Annotated in this window: 27 protein-coding genes; 4 read left to right on the top strand and 23 right to left on the bottom strand. The window is 61.8% G+C overall.

Going from position 1 to position 25,692, the window contains the following annotated elements; translation table 11 throughout:
• Positions 1–183 precede the first annotated feature (183 nt).
• The gene (locus HGR_RS14080) at positions 184–2,067 is read left to right on the top strand and encodes an ABC-F family ATP-binding cassette domain-containing protein (protein ID WP_039853700.1); all 1,884 of its coding nucleotides are present in this window, start codon (positions 184–186) and stop codon (positions 2,065–2,067) included.
• A gap of 49 nt (positions 2,068–2,116) precedes the next feature.
• On the opposite strand, the gene HGR_RS14075 is transcribed toward HGR_RS14080, so the two are convergent.
• The 7 genes from HGR_RS14075 to HGR_RS14045 all read right to left on the bottom strand — a co-directional run bounded on the left by HGR_RS14075 (position 2,117) and on the right by HGR_RS14045 (position 8,515).
• Complete coding sequence (locus tag HGR_RS14075) at positions 2,117–3,214, bottom strand: protein-glutamate methylesterase/protein-glutamine glutaminase (RefSeq protein WP_006298974.1); 1,098 nt, start codon at positions 3,212–3,214, stop codon at positions 2,117–2,119.
• Positions 3,215–3,247: 33 nt separating this feature from the next.
• The gene (gene cheD, locus HGR_RS14070; protein WP_006298973.1) at positions 3,248–3,898 is read right to left on the bottom strand and encodes a chemoreceptor glutamine deamidase CheD; all 651 of its coding nucleotides are present in this window, start codon (positions 3,896–3,898) and stop codon (positions 3,248–3,250) included.
• 87 nt (positions 3,899–3,985) lie between these two features.
• Positions 3,986–4,807, bottom strand: a complete 822-nt coding sequence (locus HGR_RS14065) for a CheR family methyltransferase (RefSeq protein WP_237701422.1) — start codon at positions 4,805–4,807, stop codon at positions 3,986–3,988.
• A 126-nt stretch (positions 4,808–4,933) separates the two neighbouring features.
• Complete coding sequence (locus tag HGR_RS14060) at positions 4,934–5,422, bottom strand: chemotaxis protein CheW (protein ID WP_006298971.1); 489 nt, start codon at positions 5,420–5,422, stop codon at positions 4,934–4,936.
• Positions 5,423–5,439: 17 nt separating this feature from the next.
• Positions 5,440–7,596: a chemotaxis protein CheA gene (locus tag HGR_RS14055; RefSeq protein WP_006298970.1), complete on the bottom strand. Its 2,157-nt coding sequence runs from the start codon at positions 7,594–7,596 to the stop codon at positions 5,440–5,442.
• 63 nt (positions 7,597–7,659) lie between these two features.
• Entirely contained in the window at positions 7,660–8,022 is a 363-nt protein-coding gene (locus HGR_RS14050) for a response regulator (RefSeq protein ID WP_006298969.1), read from the bottom strand.
• 46 nt (positions 8,023–8,068) lie between these two features.
• Positions 8,069–8,515 carry a hypothetical protein gene (locus HGR_RS14045; RefSeq protein WP_006298968.1) on the bottom strand — a complete coding sequence of 149 codons (447 nt, stop codon included), beginning with the start codon at positions 8,513–8,515 and terminating at the stop codon, positions 8,069–8,071.
• Between the two features lie 203 nt (positions 8,516–8,718).
• On the opposite strand from HGR_RS14045, the gene HGR_RS14040 reads away from it, so the two are divergent.
• Both HGR_RS14040 and HGR_RS14035 read left to right on the top strand, forming a co-directional pair.
• A complete protein-coding gene (locus HGR_RS14040) occupies positions 8,719–9,837 on the top strand; it encodes a hybrid sensor histidine kinase/response regulator (protein ID WP_006298967.1) in 1,119 nt (372 codons plus the stop codon).
• 16 nt (positions 9,838–9,853) lie between these two features.
• Complete coding sequence (locus HGR_RS14035; RefSeq protein WP_006298966.1) at positions 9,854–10,483, top strand: response regulator; 630 nt, start codon at positions 9,854–9,856, stop codon at positions 10,481–10,483.
• 34 nt (positions 10,484–10,517) lie between these two features.
• Here the strand turns inward: HGR_RS14035 and fliR are convergent, their stop codons facing one another.
• The 13 genes from fliR to fliF all read right to left on the bottom strand — a co-directional run bounded on the left by fliR (position 10,518) and on the right by fliF (position 22,238).
• Positions 10,518–11,285, bottom strand: coding sequence for a flagellar biosynthetic protein FliR (fliR, locus tag HGR_RS14030; protein WP_006298965.1), 768 nt, complete (start codon positions 11,283–11,285; stop codon positions 10,518–10,520).
• Positions 11,286–11,364: 79 nt separating this feature from the next.
• The gene (gene fliQ, locus HGR_RS14025) at positions 11,365–11,634 is read right to left on the bottom strand and encodes a flagellar biosynthesis protein FliQ (protein ID WP_006298964.1); all 270 of its coding nucleotides are present in this window, start codon (positions 11,632–11,634) and stop codon (positions 11,365–11,367) included.
• A gap of 40 nt (positions 11,635–11,674) precedes the next feature.
• On the bottom strand, positions 11,675–12,463 hold the full coding sequence (fliP, locus tag HGR_RS14020; RefSeq protein WP_050797476.1) for a flagellar type III secretion system pore protein FliP: 789 nt from the start codon (positions 12,461–12,463) through the stop codon (positions 11,675–11,677).
• A gap of 49 nt (positions 12,464–12,512) precedes the next feature.
• Positions 12,513–12,803, bottom strand: coding sequence for a FliO/MopB family protein (locus HGR_RS14015; protein WP_006298962.1), 291 nt, complete (start codon positions 12,801–12,803; stop codon positions 12,513–12,515).
• 80 nt (positions 12,804–12,883) lie between these two features.
• Positions 12,884–13,312 (bottom strand): flagellar motor switch protein FliN, encoded by a 429-nt coding sequence (fliN, locus tag HGR_RS14010; protein ID WP_039853697.1) that lies wholly within the window; start codon positions 13,310–13,312, stop codon positions 12,884–12,886.
• Entirely contained in the window at positions 13,312–14,307 is a 996-nt protein-coding gene (fliM, locus tag HGR_RS14005; RefSeq protein WP_006298960.1) for a flagellar motor switch protein FliM, read from the bottom strand. The genes fliN and fliM overlap by 1 nt, the downstream gene beginning before the upstream one ends.
• Before the next feature lie 46 nt (positions 14,308–14,353).
• Positions 14,354–14,896 (bottom strand): flagellar basal body-associated FliL family protein, encoded by a 543-nt coding sequence (locus tag HGR_RS14000; protein WP_006298959.1) that lies wholly within the window; start codon positions 14,894–14,896, stop codon positions 14,354–14,356.
• Positions 14,897–15,109: 213 nt separating this feature from the next.
• The gene (locus HGR_RS13995) at positions 15,110–16,552 is read right to left on the bottom strand and encodes a flagellar hook-length control protein FliK (RefSeq protein ID WP_006298958.1); all 1,443 of its coding nucleotides are present in this window, start codon (positions 16,550–16,552) and stop codon (positions 15,110–15,112) included.
• A complete protein-coding gene (fliJ, locus tag HGR_RS13990; RefSeq protein ID WP_006298957.1) occupies positions 16,549–17,034 on the bottom strand; it encodes a flagellar export protein FliJ in 486 nt (161 codons plus the stop codon). The genes HGR_RS13995 and fliJ overlap by 4 nt, the downstream gene beginning before the upstream one ends.
• Positions 17,031–18,638 carry a flagellar protein export ATPase FliI gene (gene fliI / locus HGR_RS13985; protein WP_006298956.1) on the bottom strand — a complete coding sequence of 536 codons (1,608 nt, stop codon included), beginning with the start codon at positions 18,636–18,638 and terminating at the stop codon, positions 17,031–17,033. The genes fliJ and fliI overlap by 4 nt, the downstream gene beginning before the upstream one ends.
• The gene (locus tag HGR_RS13980) at positions 18,619–19,404 is read right to left on the bottom strand and encodes a FliH/SctL family protein (RefSeq protein ID WP_006298955.1); all 786 of its coding nucleotides are present in this window, start codon (positions 19,402–19,404) and stop codon (positions 18,619–18,621) included. Before HGR_RS13980 ends, fliI begins: the two co-directional genes overlap by 20 nt.
• Before the next feature lie 64 nt (positions 19,405–19,468).
• On the bottom strand, positions 19,469–20,464 hold the full coding sequence (gene fliG, locus HGR_RS13975) for a flagellar motor switch protein FliG (protein WP_006298954.1): 996 nt from the start codon (positions 20,462–20,464) through the stop codon (positions 19,469–19,471).
• A gap of 37 nt (positions 20,465–20,501) precedes the next feature.
• The gene (fliF, locus tag HGR_RS13970) at positions 20,502–22,238 is read right to left on the bottom strand and encodes a flagellar basal-body MS-ring/collar protein FliF (RefSeq protein ID WP_050797475.1); all 1,737 of its coding nucleotides are present in this window, start codon (positions 22,236–22,238) and stop codon (positions 20,502–20,504) included.
• Between the two features lie 313 nt (positions 22,239–22,551).
• Between fliF and fliE the strand changes: the two genes are divergently transcribed.
• Positions 22,552–22,866, top strand: coding sequence for a flagellar hook-basal body complex protein FliE (gene fliE, locus HGR_RS13965; protein ID WP_006298952.1), 315 nt, complete (start codon positions 22,552–22,554; stop codon positions 22,864–22,866).
• A gap of 129 nt (positions 22,867–22,995) precedes the next feature.
• On the opposite strand, the gene HGR_RS13960 is transcribed toward fliE, so the two are convergent.
• The 3 genes from HGR_RS13960 to fliD form a co-directional block, all read right to left on the bottom strand.
• Positions 22,996–23,313 (bottom strand): flagellar protein FliT, encoded by a 318-nt coding sequence (locus tag HGR_RS13960; RefSeq protein ID WP_039853694.1) that lies wholly within the window; start codon positions 23,311–23,313, stop codon positions 22,996–22,998.
• Between the two features lie 2 nt (positions 23,314–23,315).
• Positions 23,316–23,798 carry a flagellar export chaperone FliS gene (gene fliS, locus HGR_RS13955; protein ID WP_006298950.1) on the bottom strand — a complete coding sequence of 161 codons (483 nt, stop codon included), beginning with the start codon at positions 23,796–23,798 and terminating at the stop codon, positions 23,316–23,318.
• A 118-nt stretch (positions 23,799–23,916) separates the two neighbouring features.
• Positions 23,917–25,326: a flagellar filament capping protein FliD gene (fliD, locus tag HGR_RS13950; protein ID WP_039853692.1), complete on the bottom strand. Its 1,410-nt coding sequence runs from the start codon at positions 25,324–25,326 to the stop codon at positions 23,917–23,919.
• Between the last annotated feature and the right edge of the window lie 366 nt (positions 25,327–25,692).

The following is a 25,692-nucleotide window of genomic DNA, read 5'->3' as shown; positions in this document are numbered from 1 at the left end:
CCTTCCCGAAGAAGACCGCCGTCAGCAGCGAAGACCGCAACTATAGCACGAGGTTTTAACGTCTGGCAAATCCGGCCCCAAAAAAAATCAAAGTCAGGCGCGCCGGCCGCTCAGACCCAGGATGTAGGAGCAGTCAGAATCGGCCCTTTAATGGAAAAAATTTCGCGTTCTTGCGGCTCTTTTATGTCGGATATCACTTTGATGAATGCTGCGCTGGCGTTTGGCCACGCACCCCTTTTGGACCGCGCCAATTTTTCTTTGGAGCCCGGCGAACGCGTTGGACTGATAGGCCGCAACGGAACAGGCAAGTCATCGCTGCTCAAGGTTCTTGCGGGACTGGAGAAGCTGGATGACGGCGAACTTCAGTTGCGGCAAGGCTTGCGCCTCGCCTACGTACCGCAGGAACCTGTGTTCGCTGCGAACAGCATCTCCGTGCTGGAGGGCGTTCGCGAGGGCTTGGTCGACTTGATCGCATTAACGACCCGCTACGCGCAAGGAGACGGGGATTTGACCCAACTCCAAGACGAGATCGAAGCGCGCGATGGGTGGAACTGGCAACAGCGCCTGGACGAAACGTTGCAACGCCTCAGATTGCCCGCTGAGGCCAACATATCAAACCTTTCCGGCGGCATGCGCAAACGTGTGGCGCTTGCCCGCGGATTGGTGGCGCAGCCCGATGTGCTTCTACTGGATGAGCCCACCAACCACTTGGATCTTGAGTCGATCCTGTGGCTCGAACAGCTGCTGCGCGAGTTCAACGGCAGCGTGATTGTGATTTCCCACGATCGCGCGTTCCTTGATGCCATCACCACGCGCATCGTCGAGTTGGACCGCGGGCAGATCAGAGGTTACCCGGGCAACTACGCGGCCTATCAAGCCCAGAAGGCCGAGCAACTCGCGCAAGAGGAAGTGATTCAAGCCAAAGCCGACAAGCTTCTGGCGCAGGAGGAGGTATGGATACGCAAAGGGGTGGAAGCACGGCGCACACGCAGTCAAAGCCGCGTCTCACGCCTCGAACGCCTGAGAACTCTGCGAGCCGAGCGCCGCGAAGCGATCGGTCGTGTTCGCATGGACATTGCCGCCGGCACCCCTAGCGGCAAACTGGTGGCCGAGCTCAGCCACGTCAGCAAGTCCTATGGCGATCATGTGGTCATCCGGGATTTCAGTGCTACCTTGTTGCGCGGCGACAAAGTGGGGCTGATCGGCCCCAACGGCGCAGGCAAGACCACCTTGCTCAAACTCATCCTCGGCGAACTCGAACCAGACCAAGGACAAATTCGCCAAGGCAGCAAGCAGCAGGTCGCCTACTTTGACCAGATGCGCGACGCACTCGATCTGAATTCGACCCTGGAGGATTTCGTCAGCCCAGGCAGCGAATGGGTGGAAATCGGTAGCCGCAAACAGCACGTCAAAAGCTATCTCAGCGATTTTTTGTTCACCCCCTCCCAGGCCAACACCCCTGTACGCTCCTTGTCGGGCGGCGAACGCAACCGTTTGCTTTTGGCCAGGCTGTTTGCGCGACCGGCCAATGTGCTGGTGCTTGATGAACCCACCAACGATCTCGATATCGACACCTTGGAGTTGCTGGAAGCGTTGCTGCAGGACTACCAGGGCACTGTGTTCTTGGTCAGCCATGACCGCAGTTTTCTCGATCAGGTCGTCACAAGCATCATCGCCCACGAAGGCGACGGGCGGTGGCAGGAGTACCAAGGCAGCGTGGAAGACTGGCTCACTCAGTCCAAGCGCTCCATGGAATCTCGGAGCTCGAACCTGGCAACGAGCAGCCGACCACCGGATGCTCAGGAGCAAGCCAGCGTGGCGCACACTCCTGTCTCTCAACGTGGGAGCAAACTCAGCTACAAGGAGCGCCGTGAGCTAGAGACCATGCCCGACCTCATCGAGCGCCTGGAACAAGAGCAGTTAGCCCTGCGCGAAGAACTGTCCGCGGGTCAGATCTACAGCACCGACCCGAGACGGGCCGCCGAACTGCATCAACGGGATGCACAGATCGACGAAGAGTTGACGGAAGCAATGTCGCGCTGGGAGTTTCTGTCCCTGCGCGAATAGACGGTTGAGAGGCGTAGGCAGCGACTTGCCTGCACCGACGGCAACGATCTCAGACACGGTAGCGGTCCCCGCCACCACTGCGCAAGCGGCTCAACAAAGCAGGGGCGATCTCGAGCAAAGGGAGCACCTCGTCCGCCGCACCATGGGCGATGGCTTCACGAGGCATGCCAAACACCACGCAGGTAGCCTCGTTCTGCACGTAGTTGTAGCTACCGGCATCTTTCATCTCACGCATGGCTTTGGCGCCATCGTTACCCATGCCGGTCAGCATGATGCCGAAGGCATTGGGTCCGACCACCTGCGCACAGGAGTGAAACAACACATCTACAGACGGTTTATGGCGATTGACCGGTTCACCATCCTCGACAATCGCGATGTAGTTAGCGCCACTGCGATCGATGCGCAAATGACGGCCCCCCGGAGCGATGTAGGCGTGCCCAGGAAGGATGCGCTCCCTGTCCTCCGCCTCCTTGACGGTGATTTGACACAGGCCGTTCAAGCGCGCCGCAAAACTGGTCGTGAAGCCCGGGGGCATGTGCTGGGTCACCAAGATGCCTGGCGCGTCAGCCGGCATGCGCATCAGGATTTCCTTAACGGCCTCCGTGCCTCCGGTGGATGAACCGATGCAAATCAGCTTTTCCGTGGACACACGCCCCAGCAATTTGGCAGGAGGAGGCGCAACACCCGCAGCTTCCGGAGAACCCGCCGCGCGCGCGGGAGCAGGTTGCGGTAGGGCGCGCTTGACATGCGCGGAAGCGGCGACGCGGATTTTTTCGACGATCTGATCGGCAAGTTCTTTGATGCCCTCGGCCAAGCCAATCCGAGGCTTGGCGACGAAATCGATGGCACCAAGCTCCAAGGCTTTCATGGTCACCTCGGCACCACGCTCGGTCAACGTCGAGATCATGAGCACGGGCATGGGCCGAAGACGCATCAGACGCCCCAGGAAATCAAGGCCATCCATCCTCGGCATCTCGACATCCAGCGTGATGACGTCGGGATTCAACTCGCGGATGATTTCACGTGCCACCAGCGGGTCGTTCGCCACGCCCACGCACTCCATGTCGCGTTGCCGATTGATGATTTCAGCCAGCAGGCTGCGCACCAGCGCCGAATCATCAACCACAACCACGCGTATCTTCTTCAAACCGTCTCCCCTTCCAACACCAGCGGGTGTGTTTCAGAACAGGTCGACCGAGCCACCCGCCGTCGACTTGGCCACATTGACCGCGTTGCCCTTGCGCTCTTCGACCACGAGCGCCTCGGGATGCGCATGGGCCAAGCGTTTGACAAGCGCTTTTCCGGTCACAGGAAAAAAGCACACTTTGCGCGGATGCACGTCCAGCACGTCCTGCGACACCACCGGTATGCGCTCAGCCGCCAGATAGTCCAACACAAACTGGGTATTGCGCTCGCCGACATTCATCGTGGTGAAACCCGCCATGACCGCACCACCGCCAAAAATCTTGGCTTGCATGGTTTCCCGGCGCGCGCCCATCTTGAACATTTCGTTGAGCAACAGTTCCATGGCGTAGGAACCGTAACGGCCAGAGCCATCCTCGCCTTCGGGCAACATGAAATGATTCATCCCTCCCAGGCGGGCCTTGTTGTCCCATATGCACGCAGCAATGCAGGACCCTAGAACCGTCATGACCAGAACATCCTCGCCCGTGACGAAGTACTCACCCGGCAGGACCTTGACGGCGTCGTACTGGAAATGGTGATCGACGTAAAAAAATGAGGCCTCTCCAGGCTTGCGGGCCTGAGCGCGCAGTTCATCCACGCGGGAAACTCGACCACCCGCAAGAATCTTGGCGCCACCTTGAGTCATGGGTCGCAAGGCAGATGTGCTCATTGCATGCCCCCGGACAAGTTACGCGGGATTGCGCTGGCAATCGCAAATCCTTTAAAGCGTTGTTCAGCGCCGCTCATAGACTGTCTTTCCGCGCAGCACGAACAAATCGCGCGATTCGTTGAAGTTCTCCGAATGACCGACAAAAAGCAAGCTTCCCGGCTTCATAACGCGATGGATCTTCTCCAACACACGACGCTGGGTCTGAGCGTCAAAATAGATCATGACATTGCGGCAAAACACAATGTCGAAAGCTTCCTTGAAGGGCCAGTCGTCTCGAATCAAGTTGACCTGAAGGAATTCGACCATCCGCTGGAGTTCAGGCTTGACGCGCAGCAGTCCGGCATTCGCGCCTTTCCCTCTCAGAAAAAAGCGCTGCAACCGGGCCGTATCCAACCCCTTGGCCGCTTCCAAACGGTACACACCGCGGGCAGCCGTCGCGAGCACCTTGGAATCAATGTCACTGGCTTGAAGCTTGAAATGGGCCTGAGATCCCAAGGCCTCCAAAGCCGTCATGACGATGGAATACGGCTCCTCGCCAGTTGAGGCGGCGTTGCACCAGACCTGCCATGCGCGTCCCGGGTGTGACTTGAGATGCTCGGCAAGGATGTCGAAATGATGCTGCTCGCGAAAGAACGAGGTCAGATTGGTGGTCAGGGCGTTGACGAACTCCTGCCACTCCGGTCCATCGTGGGACTCCAACCAAGCCAGGTAATCGCGAAAGCTCTGATAACCGGTCTCGCGCAAGCGACGAGACAAGCGGCTGTAGACCATGGCGTGCTTGCCGTCATGCAGACTGATACCGGCACGCTGGTAAATCAGCGACTGAACACGGACGAAATCTTCCTGTGTCCAACTGAACTCACGCGCCTGCGAATCCCCACTCATCGCATCGACATTCACGCCACCGCCCAATCCTGTCCCAGGACCCGGCTTGGGCGGTCGAGCGATTTTGTCGGCGGCCAGCATGCGCTAAAAGCTTTATGAGTTTGTATGGATGGACGGCAGCATGGGTCAGGCATTCAAGGACACCAGCCCCATGTCTACGCTGGCCATCAACTTCTCAATATCCAAGAGAATGAGCATGCGCTCGTTCACGGAACCAAGACCAAGCACGGCGGAGCTGTCCAAGGATGCGTCGAGGTCTGGAGCAGGACGTACCTGCTCGGATGTCAACTCCATCACATCACTGACGGAATCAACCACGATGCCCACCACCCGGTTGTAAAGATTCAGGATGATGACCACCGTGAACCCGTTGTACTCCGCCTTCTCGCAATTGAACTTCAGGCGCATGTCAACGATCGGGACAATGGTGCCACGCAGGTTCACCACACCGCGAATGAACTCAGGCACGTTGGCGATGCGGGTCGGCTTTTCATAGCCCCTGATTTCCTGCACCTTGAGGATATCGATGCCGTATTCCTCTTGACCCAAACGGAACGTGAGGTACTCCCGGGCGCCCTTGGTCGCCGTCTTGGCTTCACCAACCACCTCATTCATCACTGTTCTCCTCGCAATCAATGACGGGAGCGCCGCACCAGGGCGCTCGTGTCAAGAATCAGGGCCACCTGTCCATCACCGAGGATGGTGGCGCCTGACACGTTGGGTACCTTGCGGTAATTGGTCTCCAGGTTCTTCACCACGACCTGCTGCTGGCCGAGCAATTCGTCCACCAGCAAAGCCACACGACTGCCCTCGGCTTCAACCACCACCATGATGTCGCTAGCCTTGTCGGAGCCATGACGCGGCACCTGAAAGACCTTCTCAAGCTCAATCACCGGCATGTATTCGTCACGCACCTTGACCAGGCGAGAGCCTTGAGCAATGGTGTTGACCGCATCTTCCTTGACTTGGAAGGACTCGACGACGGACGACAGGGGCAAGATGTACACCTCTTCGCCTACCCCCACCGACATACCATCCATGATGGCCAAGGTCAGAGGTAAGCGCACGGACACTTTCATGCCCTGACCAAAGACCGAGTCAATCTCCACAGTGCCGTTGAGCGCGGCGATGTTCTTCTTCACGACGTCCATGCCCACGCCACGGCCGGAGACATCGGTCACCACTTCGGCCGTGGAGAATCCGGGCGCGAAGATGAGTTGCCAGACATCCGGGTCCGACATGCTGTCGGAGACCTCCAGCCCTCGCTCACGGGCTTTTTGCAGAATTTTTTCACGCGACAGGCCACGGCCATCATCTCGCACCTCGATCACGATGGAGCCGCCCTGATGCGCGGCGGACAAGGTGATGGTGCCCGTCTCCGGTTTGCCCGCCGTCACACGGTCTTCGGGCAACTCGATGCCGTGGTCGCAGCTGTTGCGCACCAAGTGTGTCAGGGGATCAGTGATTTTCTCAACCAGGCCCTTGTCCAGTTCAGTGGCCTCCCCTTGGGTCACGAAGTCCACCTTCTTGCCCAATTTGCTCGCCAAATCACGCAGCATGCGGGGAAAGCGGCTGAACACGATGGACATCGGAATCATCCGAATGGACATGACCGATTCCTGCAAATCGCGCGTGTTGCGATCGAGGTCAGCCAAACCAGCCAGAAGTTGCTGATTCACCGCAGGGTCCAGCGACTGGCTGTTCTGCGCCAGCATCGCCTGGGTGATCACCAGTTCACCCACCAAATTGATCAATTGATCGACTTTGCTGATCGCCACGCGGATAGTCGCCGCTTCAGGCTGCACTGCGTGCGCCGAGGCAGCGGCACTGCCACCTCCCGCCGGACGGGTTGCGGCCGGGGCCGGTGTGGCCGCTTTAGGTGCTGGCGCAGGCGTAGGCGTAGAGTTGAAACCACCCGGCGCATTCTCGAAAAAGCCATACCCAGGCGCTGGCGCCACCGGGGCATCAGCCGGCGGATCCTCCAGATCCAACCAGCCCACGATGCCCTCTTCTTCCGGCAGCTGCTGAATCTGGACCTGTTCACGTGAGACATGGAAAACGAAGAGATCTAGCAACTCCTCGTTGGCCGATGAGGTCCTCACCTTGAAAACACGAATCTCCGGTTTGTCGCTCGCCACTTCGGCTATGCGACCCAAGCCCACGATATCGCGGAACAGGTCTTTGACCCCATCAGCCTGCTCAGTGCGCTCCAACGGGCCCAGGCGAACTTCGAGCAGGCGCGACTGTGGAACCTTGGGGGCGCTTGCGGCCGGTGCCACGGCAGGAGCTGCCGGCGGCGCCACGGGAACAGGAGCGGGTGGCGCCACGGGCGCCACTTCGACCACGGGGTCAGCCATCATCGGCACACCGCCAGCGGCCAATTCGCTGATTCGTTGAACCAGCCCCGCCGTGGACGGAGGATCGCTGGTGTCGCCAGTCTGGTGCCGCGCCAGCAAAAGTCGGGAGGCGTCGGCAGATTCCAGCAGCACGTCGACCATCAAGGGGTTGGGCTGCAGCTCATGGCGGCGCAGCTTGTCCAGCAAGGACTCCATCTGGTGCGTCAGCTCGGCCACGTCGCTGAAGCCGAAAGTCGCGGCGCCACCCTTGACCGAGTGGGCACAACGGAAAATACCGTTGAGCGCCTCGTCGTCGGCCGTCTCCAGATTCAGGTTGAGCAGCATCTGCTCCATCTGGTCGAGGTTCTCGCCGGCCTCTTCAAAGAAGATTTGATAGAACTGGGTCAGATCCAGTCCATCACCGCCGCCGCTTTCCTGATAGCCCTCGGCCATACCCTACTCCTTGTTCTGCACTCGCGTCCGACGGACGGCGAGAACTGCTTATCCGCTTGCGTGTTACTTGATGACCTTCTGGATGACCTCCAGCAGGCGCGCCGGGTCGAAAGGCTTAACCAGCCAACCCGTTGCACCAGCCGTCTTACCAGCCTCCTTCATCAGATCGCTGGATTCAGTCGTCAGCATCAAAATCGGCGTGTCCTTGTACTTCGGATCAGCGCGCAGTTTGCGGATCAAACCCAAGCCGTCAAGACGGGGCATGTTCTGGTCAGTGAGCACGAGGTCCACATGCTGCTGCTGCGCCTTCTCGAGGGCTTCCTGCCCATCGGCGGCCTCCACGACTTGGTAGCCAGCACCTGTCAGGGTGAAGGCAACCATCTTACGCATCGAGGGAGAGTCATCTACTGCAAGGATAAGGGCCATGTTTAGCTCCGGGGGAAAAAGTTGTTTTTGAGTTGCGTGGGATGCTTCAGAACAATTCGATTGATCCCGCATCCATCTCGTCTTGGGTCACCGGATTGGGCCGTTCCGGCACATCCTCGACAAACGGCACCGCCTCGCCGTCTTCCTGCCCCATGGCCTCGGAAGCCAGGCGGTATGCGCAGCCTTGCAACACCTTGGAAGTATGCGTGATGAGCTGGGAAGCCATGTCTTGGAACTGAAGCTCCGTGACCGCAGACCCCAACGCGTCACGCACCTCCTTCAGTGCGTCTGCGTCGACCTTCGAGAGCTTGTCCAGACGGTCGAGGGCACGCGTGAAGCGCTCCATCAGATTTTCCATCGTGTGGGCCAGCAGGCCGTCCAAGCGCGCCAGATCGTGCGTGACCACCAACAAGGAATCCTGCACCTCGGCGACCAGCATCACCGGCAATTGCACGGCGGGCTTTTCTGCGGGCAGAGAGTTGGGGGCTTGCATGATCGTTTCAGTTGAGTGTCAAGTTGACTGTGTGATTCTCGGCTCCATACTGTTCACCGTCCAGCATTTAGAATTTTGCAGGACACAAGCGTAGCAGATTCCCCCGAATTGCCACGGATTTGCTCAACATTTGCGTCGTTTTCTGCCCCCTCCCACCCGATCCAGCACCATTGCGCGCTGCTCCAACGTCGCCCAGCCCCAGCATGCAGCAACTCGCCCGACCGACAGCCATCCAGCTCCTGCATCTGGAGGACTCGACGCTGGACCACGACATCGTGCGCCAGGCGCTGCGCCGGGCAGGACTCGTCTGCGAGCTCACCCGAGTGGAAAGCCTGGATGGGTTCGTGCGGGCACTTTCGCGGGAGCATTACGACGCCGTGCTTGCGGACTACCGCTTGCCGGGTTTCACGGCGCTGGACGCTTGGCAAGCCATGCAGGGTATCCCGGCATTGCACTGGACCCCGCCCTTCATTTTGCTTTCGGGCGCCATCGGTGAAACCGCGGCAGTGAACGCGATTCAACTGGGCATGAGCGACTACCTGCTCAAGGATGACCTGGGGAAACTCGCGCATGTCATCCAACGGGCGATGGAAGTGCGGCAAGCCCAGCGCGAGCGGGAGCTGGCCGTCGAGGAACTGGCCGCGTCCGAGCAGCGTCTGGCACGCTTCGCCGAGCACCTGCAAAGCTCCATCGAGCAGGAGCGTGCGGCCATAGCCCGTGAAATCCATGACGACATCGGGGGTTCGTTGGCGGCCATTCAGTTCGACCTCTCCTGGATCAGCCGACACCATAGCGACCCTGAAACGCTGACCCATGTGCAAGCCGCCACCGACATGCTGCGACATGCCATTGGCGCAAGCCAGCGCATCATGATGAACCTGCGGCCGGCCATTCTGGATCAGGGGCTGCATGCCGCCATCGATTGGCTGGCACGCGAATTCGAGCGTCGCACGGGAATCCGCACCACGCTGCGCGCCATCCTGCACGATCCGGACGTGCGGCGAGACCTTCAACTCACCGCTTATCGAACCGCGCAGGAAGCACTGACCAACATCTCCAAGCACGCCCGCTGCAGTGAAGTGCACATTGAGCTGTCCGACGCCGAAGGCGTGCTGACGCTGGAAATCGCCGACAACGGCCAGGGGATCGCCGCCGAGGAACGCGAAAAGCCCCGCTCCTTCGGCCTCAAGGGTCTGCAGGAGCGCGCCCGCACCGTCGGCGGCTGGCTGGACATCAGCAGCCGCACCGGGGCCGGAACTTCGATTACCCTCTCGATCCCGCTCTCTCCCCAGAGCAATCCCGGACTCGTGGAGGAGGCATGATGGAGGAAAACCGCCAATGATCCGTGTCATTCTCTGCGACGACCACGCCGTGGTACGCCGCGGCATTCGCGACACGCTCGCTGAAACGGTCGATATCCAGATCGTGGGCGAAGCAGGAAGCTACTCGGAAGTGCGGGAGTTGCTGCGCACCGTGCCCTGCGACGTGCTGGTGCTGGACCTCAACCTCCCAGGCCGCAGCGGCCTGGAGGTGCTGGCGTCCCTGCGTGAGACAGACACGCAGATCAAGGTCCTGGTGGTTTCCATGTTCCCGGAAGACCAGTACGCGATCCGTTGCCTGCGCGCTGGCGCTCAAGGCTATCTGAACAAGGCCGGCAACCCGGCGGAGATGGTCACCGCCGTGCGAACCATCTCCCAGGGACGCAAGTACGTGACCCCGGACGTGGCCCAGATGCTGGTGGACAACCTCGCCACCCCCAGCACCGAGGCCCTGCACAACAGCCTGTCCGAGCGCGAGCTGCAGACCTTGCTCAAGATCGCCTCTGGCAAACGGCTGTCCGACATCGCCGAAGAGCTGATGCTGAGCCCGAAAACGGTCAGCGTCTACCGCTCTCGCGTCCTGGAAAAACTCAAGCTGGCCAACAACGCCGAGCTGACGGTCTACGCCATTCGGAACGGCCTGGTCTAATCCTGAGCAATCACGCGCTCCCGGGCAGGCGCCGCTAGGGGCGTCCGAACAAGTCCATCATGCGCTCAAGCAAGGATTGAAAAGGCCCATCCAGCATGGGCAGGGTCGCTGTCAACCCGATCAAACCGACGAAAATGGTCAGAGGAAACCCGATGGCGAAGACGTTCATCTGCGGCGCCACACGCGAGATGATGCCCAGCGCCAAGTTGGCGAAAAGCATGAGCCCGATCATGGGCAGGGCAATCCACAGGGCGCTGGCGAACAGTTCGCCGCCCAGCAAATGGATCTGCATGGACCGGACGTTGCTCAGGAAATCCGGCGACACCGGGAAGGCTACGAAGCTGTGCGTCACGGCCATCAGCACCAGCAAATGTCCATTCAGCACCACGAACAGCAGCGCGGCGATGTAGCCGAAGAAACGAGCCACCGCGTTGCTCTGACCACTGAGCGCGGGATCGAAAAACGAAGCGAAGCCCAAGCCCATCTGGAAACCAATCACTTCACCGGCCAATTCGAAAGACGCGAACACCAGCCGCACAACGAAGCCAATGGCCAGCCCTATGGCCACTTGCTGCACCGTCACGCCCAGGGCTTCCGGGCTGTTGAGGCTGATCACCGGCATCGGGGGCAGCGTGGCCTGAGCGCAAACGGCAACCAGCAGCGCCAGCAGGATGCGCGCGCGGACCGGGAAGGCCCGGGTCGAGAAGATGGGTGCGGACGTGAACACGGCCAGCACACGCAAGAAAGGCCAGAGCAAGGGCGTGAGCCACGCCATGATCTGGGCTTCGTCAAAGGTCAGCATGCAAGCCTCTCGGGCTTGGAGGTCGGATGATCAGCGTGGGCAGCCAGGCCCGAGAGGGAGAAGAGGCTCACACACGCCGTCACAGCGCGATGCTGGGCAGCATTTCGATCGTGCGGCGGATGTAATCCACCAGCACGCTGAGCATCCAAGGCCCCGCCCAGGCAAACACCGCGAGCGCCACCACCAGTTTGGGCACGAAGGCCAGCGTGGCCTCGTGAATCTGGGTAATGGCCTGGAACAAACTCACCAGCAAGCCCACCAGCAGAACGGCACCCAGCAGGGGTGCGGACACCATCAGCAAAATGAACAAGGCTTCTTGCCCGATGGTCAGCACCATTTCCGCATTCATGACCACTCACTCCTACAAAGGTTGCGACGCCAACTCGCGATCAGGTCGCGAAACTGGCCGCCAATGAGCCGATCAAGAGGTTCCAGCCGTCGGCCAGGACGAACAACATCAACTTGAACGGCAGAGCCACCAGCACGGGCGACAGCATCATCATGCCCAAGGACATCAAGACACTGGCCACCACCATGTCGATCACCAGGAAGGGGATGAAGATCAGGAAGCCGAACTGAAAGGCCGTCTTCAACTCGCTGGTGACGAAGGCAGGAATCAGCACCCGCATGGGCGCGTTCTCGGCCGTGGTCGCAGCATCCAGCTTGGACAGCCTGACAAACAGGGCCAGATCCGACTGCCGGGTTTGCTTGGACATGAATTCACGAACCGGCACTTCGGCGCGGTCCACGGCCTGCTCGAAGGTCAGGGCATTGCGGGTATAGGGCTGGTAGGCCTCCGCGTAGACGCGGTCGAAGGTCGGCCCCATCACGAAGAAGGTCAGGAACAGCGACAGACCGATGATCACTTGGTTGGGTGGCGCGGACTGCGTGCCCAAGGCCTGGCGCAACAGGGAAAGCACGATCACGATGCGGGTGAAGCCCGTCATCATGAGCAACACGGCCGGCAGGAATGACAGCGCCGTGAAGAACAACAGTGTCTGGATTGGCACCGAGTAGCTGGTGCCGCCACGGTTGCTGGCCGTCAGCAGGGGCAGGGACATCCCGCCACTGTCCTGGGCCAAGGCCGGCACGGCCAGCGCCAGCAAGAGCAAGCCGGCGATCAGTCGCATCGACGGCAAGCGCTCGGAGAACAATCCTTGCCAGGACAGGACAGGCATCTTCATGATGAGCATCTCGGTTGCCAGCGGGCGAGTTGAATCGGCACGCTCAGCGGGCCGGCATTCCTGGGCGCCCCGTGGGATGGGCGCCCGCGGGCATCACATGCAAGCAATTGATGTTCTGTGCGGTGATTCCCAGAACCAGCCAGGTGCGAGCCCCTTCAGGGCCGACCTCGACCGTCACCACCCGCTGCTGGGGGCCGACGGACACGGTGGAGATGATGTTGGCGCCTGACCCAGGCACCATGCCCAGGCCGTGCCGCCGCTGGTACCAGCGCAGGGCATAGGCCAGCCCGACCAGCAGGGCCAGGAAAAGAAGAACCAGAGCGAGACTTTGCATAGGGCTGGAGTGTAAATCGCAACGGGCCGGAGTTTCGGCGCCGCCGAGCCACCCCAGGCAATTTCAGTTCGCCCGGTTGATCAAGAACCCCGGCTGACGCGACGCAAGCGCTCGGACGGTGTGACCACGTCGGTCAGGCGGATACCGAACTTGTCGTTCACGACCACCACCTCACCCTGAGCGATCAGGTAGCCGTTGACCAGCACGTCCATCGGCTCACCGGCCAGCGCGTCCAGCTCCACCACCGAGCCCTGGCCCAGTTGCAGAATGTGCTTGATCGGCACCTTGGTGCGGCCCAGCTCCACGGACAACTGAACCGGAATATCCAGCACCATGTTGATGTCCGCGGCCGGCGCGTCACCGCGAGCGCTCTCGCTGAGCACGCCGCCTGGTTCGACCGCGCCATCGTCGGGCTTTTGCTCCTGCAAGGCCTCGGCCCAATCGGCCATCGGATCGTCTTGCGGCTTCTGCTCGGTACCCGTTGCGTTTTCAGTATTTTCCGTTGCCATTAACGTTCCCCCATCCAACTAGTGTCATTGCCGCGCAGGCTTCTTTCGATGCGGATCGCGTACTTGGCGTTGTGCGTGCCGTATTGACACTCGAAAACCGGCACGCCGCTGATTGTCGCCTCAATGCGAGGCTGGCGCTCCAACTCAATGAAGTCACCGACCTTCATGGCCAGCAGTTCTTCCACGGTGGTGTTGGCGCGCGCGAGTTCAGCCACCAGAGTCACGTCGGCCGCCTGGATCTCGCGCGTCAGCACGTTGACCCAACGCCGGTCGACTTCCATCGAGTCGCCCTGCGTCGAGGAATACAGAACGTCCCGGATCGGTTCCAGCGTCGCATAGGGAATGCAGAAGTGGATGGTGCCGGACATCTCGCCAATTTCCAGCTGGAAGGAGCTGGACACCACGATTTCACTCGGCGTGGCGATGTTGGCGAACTGCGGCTGCATTTCGCTGCGCTGGTATTCCAGCTCCAGCGGATAAATACCACGCCACGCTTTTTTGTATTCGTCCGAGATCACATCCACCAAACGGTTGATGATGCGCTGCTCGGTGGCCGAGAAATCACGCCCTTCAATGCGCGACTGGAACTTGCCAATACCGCCATACAGCGTGTCGATCACGCCGAAGATCAGCGAAGGCTCGCAGACGATCATGCCGTTGCCACGCAGCGGGCGCACGGCCATGATGTTGAAGCTCGTGGGCACGGCCAGCTCGCGCAGGAAAGCGCTGTAGCGCTGAACCTGCACGGGACCGACGGAAATCTCAGGACTGCGCCTGATGAAGTTGAACAGGCTGATGCGCAAGTTGCGGGCGAAGCGCTCATTGACGACTTCCATCGTCGGCATGCGCCCGCGGACGATGCGTTCCTGACTGGAAATGTTGTAGAAGCGGACTTCACCGATCTTCGCGGCGTCGTCGGTCGAGCGTTGGCTCTCACCAGTGACGCCTTCCAGCAGGGCATCAACTTCCTCTTGGGAAAGGAACGAATCACTCATGGGGTGGGCCTGTTCCGTTGGTTCATTTCATGCGCATTCAGGCGACTTATTGCACGATGAAGCTGGAGAAATGCACCTTGCGCACCGGCTGAGGGCCACGCTTCTCGCCCTTCTTGCGGGCGGCTTTCATCTGCGCCGCGGCGGAAGCCAGGATGTCGGCCTTGAGCTTTTCCTTGCCTTCATTCGTCAGCAACTCCTCGGCCGTGCGCTGAGACAGCAGCAGCAAGATGTCGCTGCGCAGGGCCGGCAGATAGCTCTTGACCTTTTCCAGGGAGTGGGCGTCGGAGACTTCCAGCGTGATGCCAATCTGCGCCACGCGATCACCGTCCGGCGACAGATTGACCACCATGGTGTCGAGGGGAAGGTAGATGGGCGCGGCGGATTCCACCACCACTTCCTCTTCTTCCTCGGAGTGCTCTTCCTCGACGCCCAGCATGATGTCCGCATTGCGCTTTTGCAGATACAGCCATCCCCCCGCCAGGGCCACGGCCAGCAGCACCAGGGCCACGCCGATCATCAGCAGGCGCTTGCTCTTGGGCTTCTCCGCGGGGGCGGTGGCGGTTTCGGCAGGCTTGTTCGCAGTTGCCACGGCAGCATCCTCTACAACAATGGTTTGGGTTCGCGAGTTCAGGACAAACCCGCTGATTCAATGGATTATTCTCGCCCAGTTGGGGGTTGATCGCCTGATTAAAGGTGAAAAATCACGTCAATCAGACCCCCAGTGCATGCCTACAGCCACCGTGCATCCTTCACGACCTGCGCCACAGAAGGTCATGCGCGGCCCGCTGCGCTCAAGCTTTCATCAAACAAACAGATCCAAGGTGCGCCCCGCGGGCAAGGTCACCGCACGCGCCGCGCCAGGCAACGCTGCCCCCCCCGTGTCCTCGCCTTCACGCCCGCCAACGCCGCCAACGCGGGCGCGCTGGGCGGCCTGTTCACGCGCCTGCGCGCTGGCTTCGGAACCGCCACTCCAACCGGGATCGGAGTGACCCACGGACACATCCGCCAGCGTGAGTCCCTCGCGCTCCAGCAGCTCGCGCAGGTGCGGCACGGCGTCTTCCAAAACCTGACGGGTGTCCGCCTGCTCCGCGCGGAACGCCACATGCGTCTCCTGCCCTTGCATCGCGATGGTGATGTGGATCGGGTTCTCGGACAGGCCCTCCACGGAAATCTCGGCGTTGCGCGCCCCTCGGCCAACCCAGTAGCTCACTTGCTCCGCCACCTGGGTTTCTGGGCTCATCAAGGGATCGGTGTAGACGGCTGCTGGCGTCAGGGTATTGCTCGAGTCCACGCCCGTCGAACCACTCACCCCATTGGACAGGCCGCTCATGGCCGCGAAATCGTTGACCGTCGCGCGTGCTCCCTCTTCGGCACGCTCGCCCGCAGAGGAACCGAATCGCCCCGCGGTGTCTCCCATGGCCCCGCTTTGTTGACCGCTTGCGGCCAAGGCCGCCTGCGTCGCCTGGGCGACCATGTCGCTGCGCCATCCGAGGCGCGCTGCGGCATCTTCGCCCTTGGCGCCACGCAGTTGATCGGCCTTGGCGGCATCGGCGCGAACCGTGGCATTGCGTTGCCCCACCTGACGCTGCAGGCCCAGGCCATCCATGGCCAACGTGGTGACCTCGGAAGTCTTGCCCAAGAGCGCCGTGGTGGCCTCGCGTGAATTCAGCACCGTGGCGTCCCGTGCGGTCCCCTGGGTGTCGACACCCGCCTGGAGGGCCACGCGGCCAGCGCTCAGCCCATTCGCGGTTTTGGCGAATCCTTCGCCAGGCATGTTCGCGCCCAGCTGCCCCGGGATCACGGCACCCGCACCCGCCACCGCTTTCAATGAATCCGTTGCTCCTGCCGCCAAGGCATCGGTGGCCCCCGGCGTGCCTGCAAGAGGCTCCAAGCCCAATGCGGCCAGCGCCGCCGCCGCGGCCGCGGCCGTTTGAGCGGGATCGTCCCCCTGGGGGGCGAGCGCACCGGCGCCGCCGTGCAATGGATCGAAGCCAAAACCTGGCACGGCCGCGGTGGTGTCCACGTCCGTGGCAAGGTCAAAGCCCTCGCCCGCCACGGTCTGCGAGGCGTCAAGCCCCAGCACGTCGACGCCGAGGGTTTCATCTTCCGCACCCAGTCCCGACAACAAAGAGGCGAAGCCGCCTGCTGCGCCGGCCTGGCTCTTGCCAAAACTGTGCCCGCTGGCGCCATTCGCGCCATGGGAAGTCTTGACCGTGCTCGTGCTCACACCATGTTCCATGCTCATCGGTTTTCTCCTATGCTTTCCTCGCGCATGCGACGCGCCATGACCTGGCGGGCATGCATCTGCCCCGCGAATTCGTCCATTTGCTTCTGCTCGCGCCGCGCCGCCAGCACGGCGCGCTCCCGCAGTCTTTTTTCCAGCAGTTGCTCGAAGGATTTCAGCTTGATTTCCCGCTGCACCCGTCGCTGGCGGGCCGCATCGACCTGACGCTCCAGATTGCGCAACACGTTTTCCTGCATCTGGATGGCCTCGCGCAAGCGGCCCATGAAATTGCGGTGGTGCATCATCAACTCACCATTCAGCGCGGATGCGTTCGCCGTGGCCCAACGCAAATCGGTTTCATCGGCGTAGCCCGAGAGCTGCGCCATCTGCGCCTGCGCGTTCTGCAGCACGCGCAAGGCGTGCTGCAAGGCCTGATCGGCCTCGTCACGCGCGCGCGTGGCCATCTCGATGGCCAGCTGCAGACTGCGCAAGGCCTGCGTCATGCGGCCACCCCTTGACCTCTACCGGCTTGCGACTGAACGCCCGGCTGTATGGGGCGTTGCGCTTGGGCCGCATTCGGCCTGGCGGGCTGCGGATTCGGTTCGCGTTGCACCACCACGGCCATGCCAGCCAGGCTTTCACTGAGTGTCACGCCCTGGTACATGTCCTGCTGCAAGAAGGCCATCATGGGCTCATGCAGGCGGATGGACTCGTCCAAACCAGGATCCGCGCCCGGCACGTAAGCCCCGATCTGGATGAGATCGCGGCCTCGCTCGTAGCGGGAGGAGATGCCGCGGAACTGCCGCGCCAACTCGAAATGCTCCTTGGACACGACGTTGTGCATCACGCGCGAGGCGGACTGCGCGATGTCGATGGCCGGGTAATGCCCGGCTTCCGCCAAGGCCCGGGTCAGCACGATGTGGCCGTCCAGAATGGCGCGCGCCGCGTCGGCGATCGGGTCCTGCTGGTCGTCACCTTCGGCGAGCACGGTGTAGAACGCGGTGATGGAGCCCACGCCATTCAGGCCATTGCCGCTGCGCTCAACCAGCTGCGGCAACTTCGCGAAACAGGACGGCGGATAGCCCTTGGTGGCCGGCGGCTCTCCAACGGCCAAGGCGATCTCGCGCTGGGCCATCGCATAACGCGTGAGCGAATCCATGAGCAGCAACACGTGCTTGCCCTGGTCTCGGAAATACTCCGCCACGCCCGTCGCATAACCCGCGGCCTGCAAACGCAGCAAGGGAGGTGCATCGGCGGGCGCCGCGACGACCACGGAGCGTCGACGGCCTTCCTCGCCCAAGATGTCCTCGATGAATTCCTTGACTTCGCGGCCCCGTTCGCCCACCAGGCCGACCACGATGATCTCAGCCTCGGTGTAGCGGGCCATCATGCCCAGCAACACGCTTTTACCGACGCCTGCGCCCGCGAACAAACCGAGGCGCTGGCCGCGCCCCACTGTCAGCAGGGCATTGATGCTGCGCACGCCGGTGTCCAGCGGCTCGCGCACCGGGGCACGGTCCATGGCATTGAGCGGGCTGCGGTCCAGCGGACGGGACACCACGTTGGACAGGGGGCCGCGGTGATCCATGGGTTGACCTTGGGCGTCCACCACGCGGCCCAGCAAGCCCTCACCCAGAGGCAGGCGCAGCTGGCCCGAGGCCATCAAATGGGAGGGGGAGGCTGCGGGACGGACTGCTGCGCCTTCTGCCGTGCCAGTCCAATCCGCGCCCAGGCGCAGCGGTGGCACGTAGGGAGCGGTCGGCATGACCGTGGCCCCGCTGGACAAACCCTGCACGTCGCCGGCGGGCATCAGATAGGCCCGGTCACCGGCGAAACCCACCACTTCGGCCAGCACCGGGCTTTGCCCAGGCTGAGTGATGAGGCATTGAGAACCGACGCTGGCGCGGATGCCCGCGGCCTCCAGCACCAAGCCCGTCAGACGCGTGAGCGTGCCGCCCGAATCCAGGGTGGTCTGGGGTGCGCTGGCCTGCTGGCGGGCCTGATCTAAAAAATGGCGCCAACGTGCTCCTGGCTGGGCGCGCGAAGGCTCGGAGCCACCTGGCGAGGGTTCGCCGTGTGCTGCGTCTTCAGGCAGGACGTCGGCCATGGCCGGTCTCCTTGTCAGCGGGCTCATCGGCACCGTCTTCCGACGCGCCGTCCTCCCAGCTCAGCGACTGCCCTATGCGTCCGATGGCACGCAACCAACGCTTCTCCATGCGCCCATCGATCACGGTGCCCGCGGCTTCGACGATGCAGCCGCCCCGGGTCAAGCCTGCATCGGGCTGCAAGCTGAGCTTCAAATTCGGATACTCCTCCACCAGGACGTCCTGCAGCACCTCGAGGTCGAGCGGGTGCAGGCGCACCTGCACGGCACGCACGTCCGTGAACAATTGCCCCAAGGCCTCGCGGATCACCGGAAGCAAAGCGTTCGGATTGCCCGCGACTTCCTTGCGCAACACTTGGCGCGCCAACTCGCACGCCAACTCCAGCACGGCTTGCGCGGACATTTGCTCGGCGGCTTCGAGCTGGTCACTGGCGGAGACCATGAGCGCACCAAACTGTTGGGCGGCCACCCGGCCTTGCCGGGCGATGTAGTCACTGAGTTGTTTCTGCGCCTCGGCCTGAGCCTGGGCCTTGCCCTGCTCGAAGCCGGTGGCATAGCCCTCGGAATAGCCCTGCTCGCGGCCCCGGTTGTGGATGGCCTCTTCGTAGGCTTGCTGCTCCAGCAGCAGGGCCTGTTCCTCGCGCTCGCGCGCTTGCTGGGCCAGCAACAAGCCTGCCTCGTCCACGTCGTTGAAATCCCAACGGGTGAGCTGGTTGATTTCCTCGCTGGGAATGAAGCGGGAACCGGTGCGGGAATTCGTCTGCGGCATGGAGTTCAATCAGGACATTCTTGGGGCACACATTGCACGAGCCCGGACGCAGCCGGGACCCAGCTCAGACCATCACATCTTCCTCGCCACCACCACCGATGCTGATTTCTCCTTCGTCGGCCAGGCGGCGCACGATCTTGACGATTTCCTTCTGCTGGACTTCGACTTCCGACAGGCGCATGGGCGGGCTGGACTCCAAGTCCTCGCGCATGGACTCCGAGGCGCGCGAGGACATATTGAGCAGGAAGCGCTCCACCAAGGCAGGTTGCGCGGCCTTGAGCGCCACGATGAGCGAATCGGCCGGCACTTCCTTGAGCACGACCTGGATGGCCTTGTTGTCGAGCTTGATGATGTCGTCGAAGACGAACATCTTGTCCATGATCTTCTGCGCCAGCTCCGCGTCGAAGCTGCGGATGGACTCCAGCACCGCGCCTTCGAGGGTCGTGCCCAAGAGGTTGATCATTTCCGCAGCGGTCTTGACGCCACCCAGCGAGGCCTTGCGCACCTTGTCGCCGCCCGACAGCACCTTGAACAGCACCTCGTTGAGGTCCTTGAGCGCCGTGGGCTGAATGCCCTCCATCGTGGCGATGCGCAGCATCACCTCGTTGCGCTGGCGGTCACCCAGCAGCTTGAGCACCGCGGCGGCTTGGTCGTAGTCCAAGTGCACCAGAATGGCGGCCAGAATCTGCGGGTGCTCGTTGCGCACGAGTTCGGCCACGGACACCGGGTCCATCCACTTCAGGCTTTCAATGCCGGAAACGTCGCCGCCTTGCAGGATGCGGTCGATCAACAGAGCGGCCTTGTCTTCGCCCAGGGCCAGCTTCAGCACGGAGCGCACATAGTCGCCCGAGTCGGTGACGATCAGACTCTGGTCAGCCGCGTCGGTGGTGAAGCGGTCGATCACCTCGTCGACGCGGTCGCGGGTGATGGATTTCGTGCGGGCGATCGCCTCACCCAACTTCTGCACTTCCTTGGGCGCGAGGTGCTTGAACACCTCCGCGGCCTCGGTCTCTCCGAGGGACATCAGCAGCACGGCGGCGTCCTGCAGTCCTTCGTTCATACTCGTCTGTGCCATTTTTCGCTCCCCCGTCGGTCAATCAGTTGACCACGGCGTTCGGGTTTTGGGGCAACAAGGCCATGTCATCCTTGTTGCTGCCGATCCAGTTCTTCACGATGCCCGCCACGGCGGCCGGGTTCTCACGCGCCAGTTTGCGAGCTTCCTCCAACTGACGCTCTTGGATGCGCGGACCCTTCTTGATGGGATCTTGCAAGCCCAGCTCCAGATCCTCATCCAACAGTGCGTCAAGTTGAGGCGGGGGCGGTGCCTGCATGGCCTTGAGCACCGGACGCACCACACCGAAGAGCACCACCAGGGCCAGCAAGACGGCGCCGACCGGCCAGGCAAGGTCGCGCGCCAGTTCTTGGACGGCGGGCTGCTGCCAGAACGCCAAGCTCTCATCGGCCTTGGCGTCGACCACGAAGGGTGCGTTCATGAGGTTGACGGAGTCACCACGATCGCCGTTGAAGCCGATGCTCTCGCGCACCAGGGCCGTCATCTGGTCCACCTGCTGCTGGGTCAGGGGAACCGGCGCGACGTTGCCACGGGCATCCGCCTGCGTGCGTTGGTTGACCACGACGGCAGCGCTCAGGCGCTTGATGGCCCCGCGGGCGGCGCGCACGACACGCACGGTCTTGTCCACCTCGTAGTTGATGACGGACTCCTTGCGGGTGCTGACTGGCGCGGCCGCTTGAGCGGTTTGTCCGGCACGACCCTGGGCCTGAGCCTGAGCTTGCGGCACGCCCGGCGCCAGCGCTTGCGCGGCGGCATTGATGGGGGCGGAGTTGGGTCCGGGCGGCTGGTTGCTCACCGCGCCAGGAATGCCAGAGGGGCCTGCCGGGCCAGGGTTGGTGCTCTCCAGCGTCTGCTGGCTGCGCACCGCACCGGTATCGGGGGCCTGGTTGGGCGTGTGGGTTTCGGAGGTCTGCTCGCTTTGCGAGAAGTCCACGTCGGCCGTCACCTGAGCCTGCACATTGCCCTTGCCAACCACAGGCTCCAGGATGTCCAGAATGCGCTGACGGTACTGAGCCTCGATCTGCTGCACATACTTCAGTTGCTGGGTGTCGACGCCGTCTTGGCCGGCGGCGCCATCCGGCGATTGGGACAGCAGCTTGCCCGTGTCATCGACGATGCTCACGGCCTCGGGCTTCATTTCCGGCACGCTGGACGACACCAGGTGCACGATGCCCGCGATTTGCGCGCGATCCAGGATGCGGCCGGGATACAGGGTCAAGAGCACGGAAGCCGACGGCTTCTGTTGCTCGCGGAAAAAGCCATTCTGTTGCGGCAGGGCCAGATGCACACGGGCGCTTTGCACGGACGACAGCGCTTGGATGGACCGGGTCAACTCACCTTCCAGACCGCGCTGGAAGTTGACGCGCTCCTGGAATTGGGTCGCGCCGAAGCGGCTGTTCTCCATCAGCTCAAAGCCGGTGACCGAGCCCTTGGGCAGTCCTTGCGACGCGAGACGCAAGCGGGTGTCATGCACTTTGTCAGCGGGCACGAGGATGGCACCGCCGCCCTCGGTGTACTGGTAAGGCACCTGCATCTGCGTCAGTTGCGCGATGATGGCGCCACCATCCTTGTCGGACAGTCCACTGAACAAGACACGCCAATCGGTCTTGTGATTCATGAGCAAGGCGCCCAGCAGGACAGCCACGACCAGGACCACGCCCAGCGCCAAGCGCATCTTCTGACCTCGCTCGAGCGCCGCAAAGCGCTGGGAGAGCGTCGGATTGGCGGGCAACGCCATGGGCGACGTTGCGACCGGGTTCATCGGGGTAAGTACAGCAGCCTCAGCCATGTTTCATTCCATGCGTCGTAACGCCAGAGTAAGCCCATTACGGGCGTCTTTGGCATGGAATTATCTGGCAGTGACCGAAATCTTTAGTGGAAAAAGGCGGGGAAACACCCTCCTTTTCCCCCCAAAGCCCTAGAAGGCGGGGACTAGCATCTCCCCCAATTCCTCACGGACGCGGACGCGATTGGCGGGGGTTGTCAAGAGGACAACAGCACCATCATCCCGGCTTTTCCGGCCCAGTTCGTGACTTCATGGACCCCATTGACCGTTCAACACAAGGAACACTGACATGGACTTGCGACTGAACCCCAACCTGACGCTCAACCGCACTCAACCGGATACCGCCCGCAAGGCGGTGATGCCGGACGAATCGCACGGCCCACAAGGCTTCACGGACGAGTTCAAGGCCGCCCTGCGCGCCGTGAGCAAATCCCAGAACTACTCGGGCGAAATGCAACGTCAAGTGCAGATGGAAAACCCGAAAGTCAGCCTGGAAGAGACGATGGTGGCCATGCAAAAGGCCCAGATCGGCTTCCAAGCCACCCTGCACGTGCGCAACCGCATGGTGCAGGCCTACACCGACATCATGAACATGTCCGTTTGAACCTGAGGCAGTGCACCCCTCTGGGAGGCGCTGCTGTCTCGCTCAGACATGAAAGATGTGGGCCCTGGCGGGGCCAATCATCGATCCGCGGACAAGCCGCATGCCTCGTGCGCCTGCTGGCAGCACGGTTCAGTGCAGGACTTTGGGATGTGCCTTGTCGAAAAGACCGCCCATCATCTCGTCCTCCAACTGGCCCAGCCATGGCTCGGTCAATTGCCGGATTTCGGCGTCATTGCGCAAGATGCGCTGCATGATCTGGGTTTTCTCGCGCCGCTCTTCCGCGCTCAAGTTTTCTTCACGAGCGCGCTGACGCAGTTGCTCGATGAGCACGGCGCACACCCCCTCGTAGCGCATCACGCCTTCTAGATCCTTGGCGCGGGCGGCTTCCAGCATGCGACGGCTGCCGTCTTCAATGGACTTGTAATAGTCAATCAGCATCTGAGACATGGTCAACTCCCGGTTCCTGCGCTTCCCGCGACGGGGCCAGCGCGCTGTCCCTGAGGGGACGTTTCGCCAGACTCGGCGCCCAGCCCAAGGGCTTGCGCTCTGATGTCCTTCCAGCTCTGCGCAATCGGCTCCAAGAGCGATTGCACCTCCTGCAGCAGCGACTCGTCGCTGCGCGCATTGGCCAGCACCAGCTGGCGCATGCAGTAGTCGTACAGCGTGGACAGGTTCTGCGCCAGCTCGCCACCATCAACGCGGTCCAGGCTGGTCGACAGGCCTTCCTCGATGATGCGCAGGGCACGCGAGATCGCGTCGATCTTGGTGGTCAGATCACCGCGTTGGATCGCACCACGGGCCCGGACGATTTCACGCAACACCCCTTCAAACAACAGATTCACGATCTGATGTTGATCCACGGTGTGCATGCTGGTCTCAACGCCGATGCGCCTGTAGGCATCGGCGGCACCAGGGCGTGCCGGTGAAAACATGGGGTGTCCCGTCCTATCTAAAAATCAAGCCGATACGGAATTCAACGATGAGCCGCTATTTTGCGCCCCACTGAACTCTATATCGGCACACCCCCCGCGCGAGTAAAGCCCTTCAATCTCAAGAAGAGGACTTGTTCCACTGGGCAATTTGCTGCGTCAGATAGGTGCTGAGTGAGTTCAGCTGGGTCATCTGCAGATCGAGCGCGCTGTACTTGCGATTGAGCTGTTCCTCAACCCGGCTGGCCTTGTCATTCACGGCGGTTTGCTGCTCTTCGTTGCTGTCGAGCTCACGTTCCAGGGCATCGTCCTTGCGCTGGAAGAAGCCGCTGTTCGCCAGCAGCGCCGAGGTCACGCTCTTGATCTTCACCGCGATACCCTGGGCACTGCCCGCGTCGGTGCTGCTGAACAGCGCTTTCATGGCATCGGGGTTCGCAAGCGCGGCAGTCAGCTTGGTGCTGTCGATCTCAAGCGTGCCGCCACCAGTCACGGAAGTCGAGCCAATCACCGGCGCAGCGACCGTGATGCCAACGCTGCTCAACGTGGTGTAGGCCGCCCCCGGCCCTCCACTGGTGTTCACCGTCTGCAGCGCCGTGCGCAGCGCGCTTTGCAAGGCGATGATGGTGCTGTCACCCTGGAACAAACCGCCAACTTGCGTACCCTGGTCGTATTTGGTCGCTTCGTTGAGCACGCCATTGACGTCGTTGTAGGCCTTGACGAAGGCTTCGATGTTCGACTTCATCGCGGAGACGTCCTTGGTCACGGACACCGTGGCCGCGGAAGTCGTCACTTTCTTGACCGTCAACGTCACGCCCGAGACCACGTTCTCGAAGGTGTTGGTGCCAGAAGTCACGGCAATGCCGTTGATGGTGGCTTGCGCGTCTTGTGCGGCCTGGGTCTGCGTCGCGCCATTGAGCAGGCGCGAAAGACCGTTGTTGTCCGCGTTGTCGCCGTCAATGTCGTTCACGGTCAAACTGAAGGCCTTGGCCGCTCCGGTCTCCTTGCTGCTGAGCAGCAAGCGCTCGCCCGAGGCATCCTTCATGATCGTGGCCGTGACGCCGGCAGCGCTGCCGTTGATGGCGCTGGCCACATCCGACAGGGTGTCCGTGGCGCTGACAGCCACGTCCACCGACTGACCGTTGACCGTGAAGGTCAATGTGCCTTCTCCAACGAAGCTGCCCGCAGTCAAGGACTGTGAAGCCGTGGCTCGCGCCGTGGCCAACTGCTGCACTTCCACGGCGAAACTGGTGGACTGGGTCCCCCCGATGGCCGTCGCGGTCACATAGTCCGAGGCCGATGAACTGGTCGCCACCGAGTTCCAACCGGTCACGCTGGTGAGTTTGCTGACGGCCGTGTTCAAGGTGTCCACGAGGGATTTGATCTGCCCCATGGTGGTGATCTTGGCTTGGGTCGTCGCCGCCTTGAGCTTCAGCGTCTCCAGGGGCTTCTTTTCCAGGGCGACCAACTGCGAAACGATGCTCTGGACATCCAGACCATTCGTACCGATACCCACCGATGACATCGTAGCCATGAAAAACTCCTGAATAGCCCGGTCGCCGAAGTGGCGCCAGCAGCCGAAATTAGTGCAGATTATGGGTCGCCCGCCCGCCGTCTGTCACGGCCGATTAACGGGCTCAAAAGGCCATTGTTCTGCCTGTCTCGGTTATCGACCCCTAGTGCAGGAACTTGAGCCCCACAAACCCCAAGACGTAACCAAGGGAACGGTAGGCGCGCACCGCCTGAATTCCATCATGCAAAACAAAAAGGGCTGGCACCGTTTCAGATGCCAGCCCTGGAAAGCAGGGCAAGGAACTTCTTCCCTGCCTCGCCTCCTCTCCCCAACTCTTACTGCAGCAGCTGCAGCACGCCCTGCGGAATCTGGTTGGCCTGGGCGATC

The organism is Hylemonella gracilis ATCC 19624, from assembly GCF_000211835.1.
Lineage (GTDB): Bacteria > Pseudomonadota > Gammaproteobacteria > Burkholderiales > Burkholderiaceae_C > Hylemonella > Hylemonella gracilis.
The sequence above is the reverse complement of the archived record's forward strand: the minus strand, read 5'-3'. Positions and strand labels throughout refer to the sequence as shown.

Coding starts and splice junctions, on each gene's coding strand:
- HGR_RS14065 (WP_237701422.1), bottom strand. CDS start 4,807: ATGAGTGGGGATTCGCAGGCGCGTGAGTTCAGTTGGACACAGGAAGAT.
- fliI (WP_006298956.1), bottom strand. CDS start 18,638: ATGGCCGACGTCCTGCCTGAAGACGCAGCACACGGCGAACCCTCGCCA.
- HGR_RS14060 (WP_006298971.1), bottom strand. CDS start 5,422: ATGAATGAGGTGGTTGGTGAAGCCAAGACGGCGACCAAGGGCGCCCGG.
- fliN (WP_039853697.1), bottom strand. CDS start 13,312: ATGGCAACGGAAAATACTGAAAACGCAACGGGTACCGAGCAGAAGCCG.
- HGR_RS14080 (WP_039853700.1), top strand. CDS start 184: ATGTCGGATATCACTTTGATGAATGCTGCGCTGGCGTTTGGCCACGCA.
- fliP (WP_050797476.1), bottom strand. CDS start 12,463: ATGCCTGTCCTGTCCTGGCAAGGATTGTTCTCCGAGCGCTTGCCGTCG.
- HGR_RS14015 (WP_006298962.1), bottom strand. CDS start 12,803: ATGCAAAGTCTCGCTCTGGTTCTTCTTTTCCTGGCCCTGCTGGTCGGG.
- fliS (WP_006298950.1), bottom strand. CDS start 23,798: ATGTTTTCACCGGCACGCCCTGGTGCCGCCGATGCCTACAGGCGCATC.
- fliJ (WP_006298957.1), bottom strand. CDS start 17,034: ATGACGCAGGCCTTGCGCAGTCTGCAGCTGGCCATCGAGATGGCCACG.
- cheD (WP_006298973.1), bottom strand. CDS start 3,898: ATGACTCAAGGTGGCGCCAAGATTCTTGCGGGTGGTCGAGTTTCCCGC.
- fliE (WP_006298952.1), top strand. CDS start 22,552: ATGGACTTGCGACTGAACCCCAACCTGACGCTCAACCGCACTCAACCG.
- HGR_RS14055 (WP_006298970.1), bottom strand. CDS start 7,596: ATGGCCGAGGGCTATCAGGAAAGCGGCGGCGGTGATGGACTGGATCTG.
- fliR (WP_006298965.1), bottom strand. CDS start 11,285: ATGCTGACCTTTGACGAAGCCCAGATCATGGCGTGGCTCACGCCCTTG.
- fliF (WP_050797475.1), bottom strand. CDS start 22,238: ATGAACCCGGTCGCAACGTCGCCCATGGCGTTGCCCGCCAATCCGACG.
- HGR_RS14040 (WP_006298967.1), top strand. CDS start 8,719: ATGCAGCAACTCGCCCGACCGACAGCCATCCAGCTCCTGCATCTGGAG.
- fliQ (WP_006298964.1), bottom strand. CDS start 11,634: ATGAATGCGGAAATGGTGCTGACCATCGGGCAAGAAGCCTTGTTCATT.
- HGR_RS14050 (WP_006298969.1), bottom strand. CDS start 8,022: ATGGCCCTTATCCTTGCAGTAGATGACTCTCCCTCGATGCGTAAGATG.
- HGR_RS14045 (WP_006298968.1), bottom strand. CDS start 8,515: ATGCAAGCCCCCAACTCTCTGCCCGCAGAAAAGCCCGCCGTGCAATTG.
- HGR_RS13960 (WP_039853694.1), bottom strand. CDS start 23,313: ATGTCTCAGATGCTGATTGACTATTACAAGTCCATTGAAGACGGCAGC.
- HGR_RS13980 (WP_006298955.1), bottom strand. CDS start 19,404: ATGCCGCAGACGAATTCCCGCACCGGTTCCCGCTTCATTCCCAGCGAG.
- HGR_RS14035 (WP_006298966.1), top strand. CDS start 9,854: ATGATCCGTGTCATTCTCTGCGACGACCACGCCGTGGTACGCCGCGGC.
- fliM (WP_006298960.1), bottom strand. CDS start 14,307: ATGAGTGATTCGTTCCTTTCCCAAGAGGAAGTTGATGCCCTGCTGGAA.
- fliG (WP_006298954.1), bottom strand. CDS start 20,464: ATGAACGAAGGACTGCAGGACGCCGCCGTGCTGCTGATGTCCCTCGGA.
- fliD (WP_039853692.1), bottom strand. CDS start 25,326: ATGGCTACGATGTCATCGGTGGGTATCGGTACGAATGGTCTGGATGTC.
- HGR_RS13995 (WP_006298958.1), bottom strand. CDS start 16,552: ATGAGCATGGAACATGGTGTGAGCACGAGCACGGTCAAGACTTCCCAT.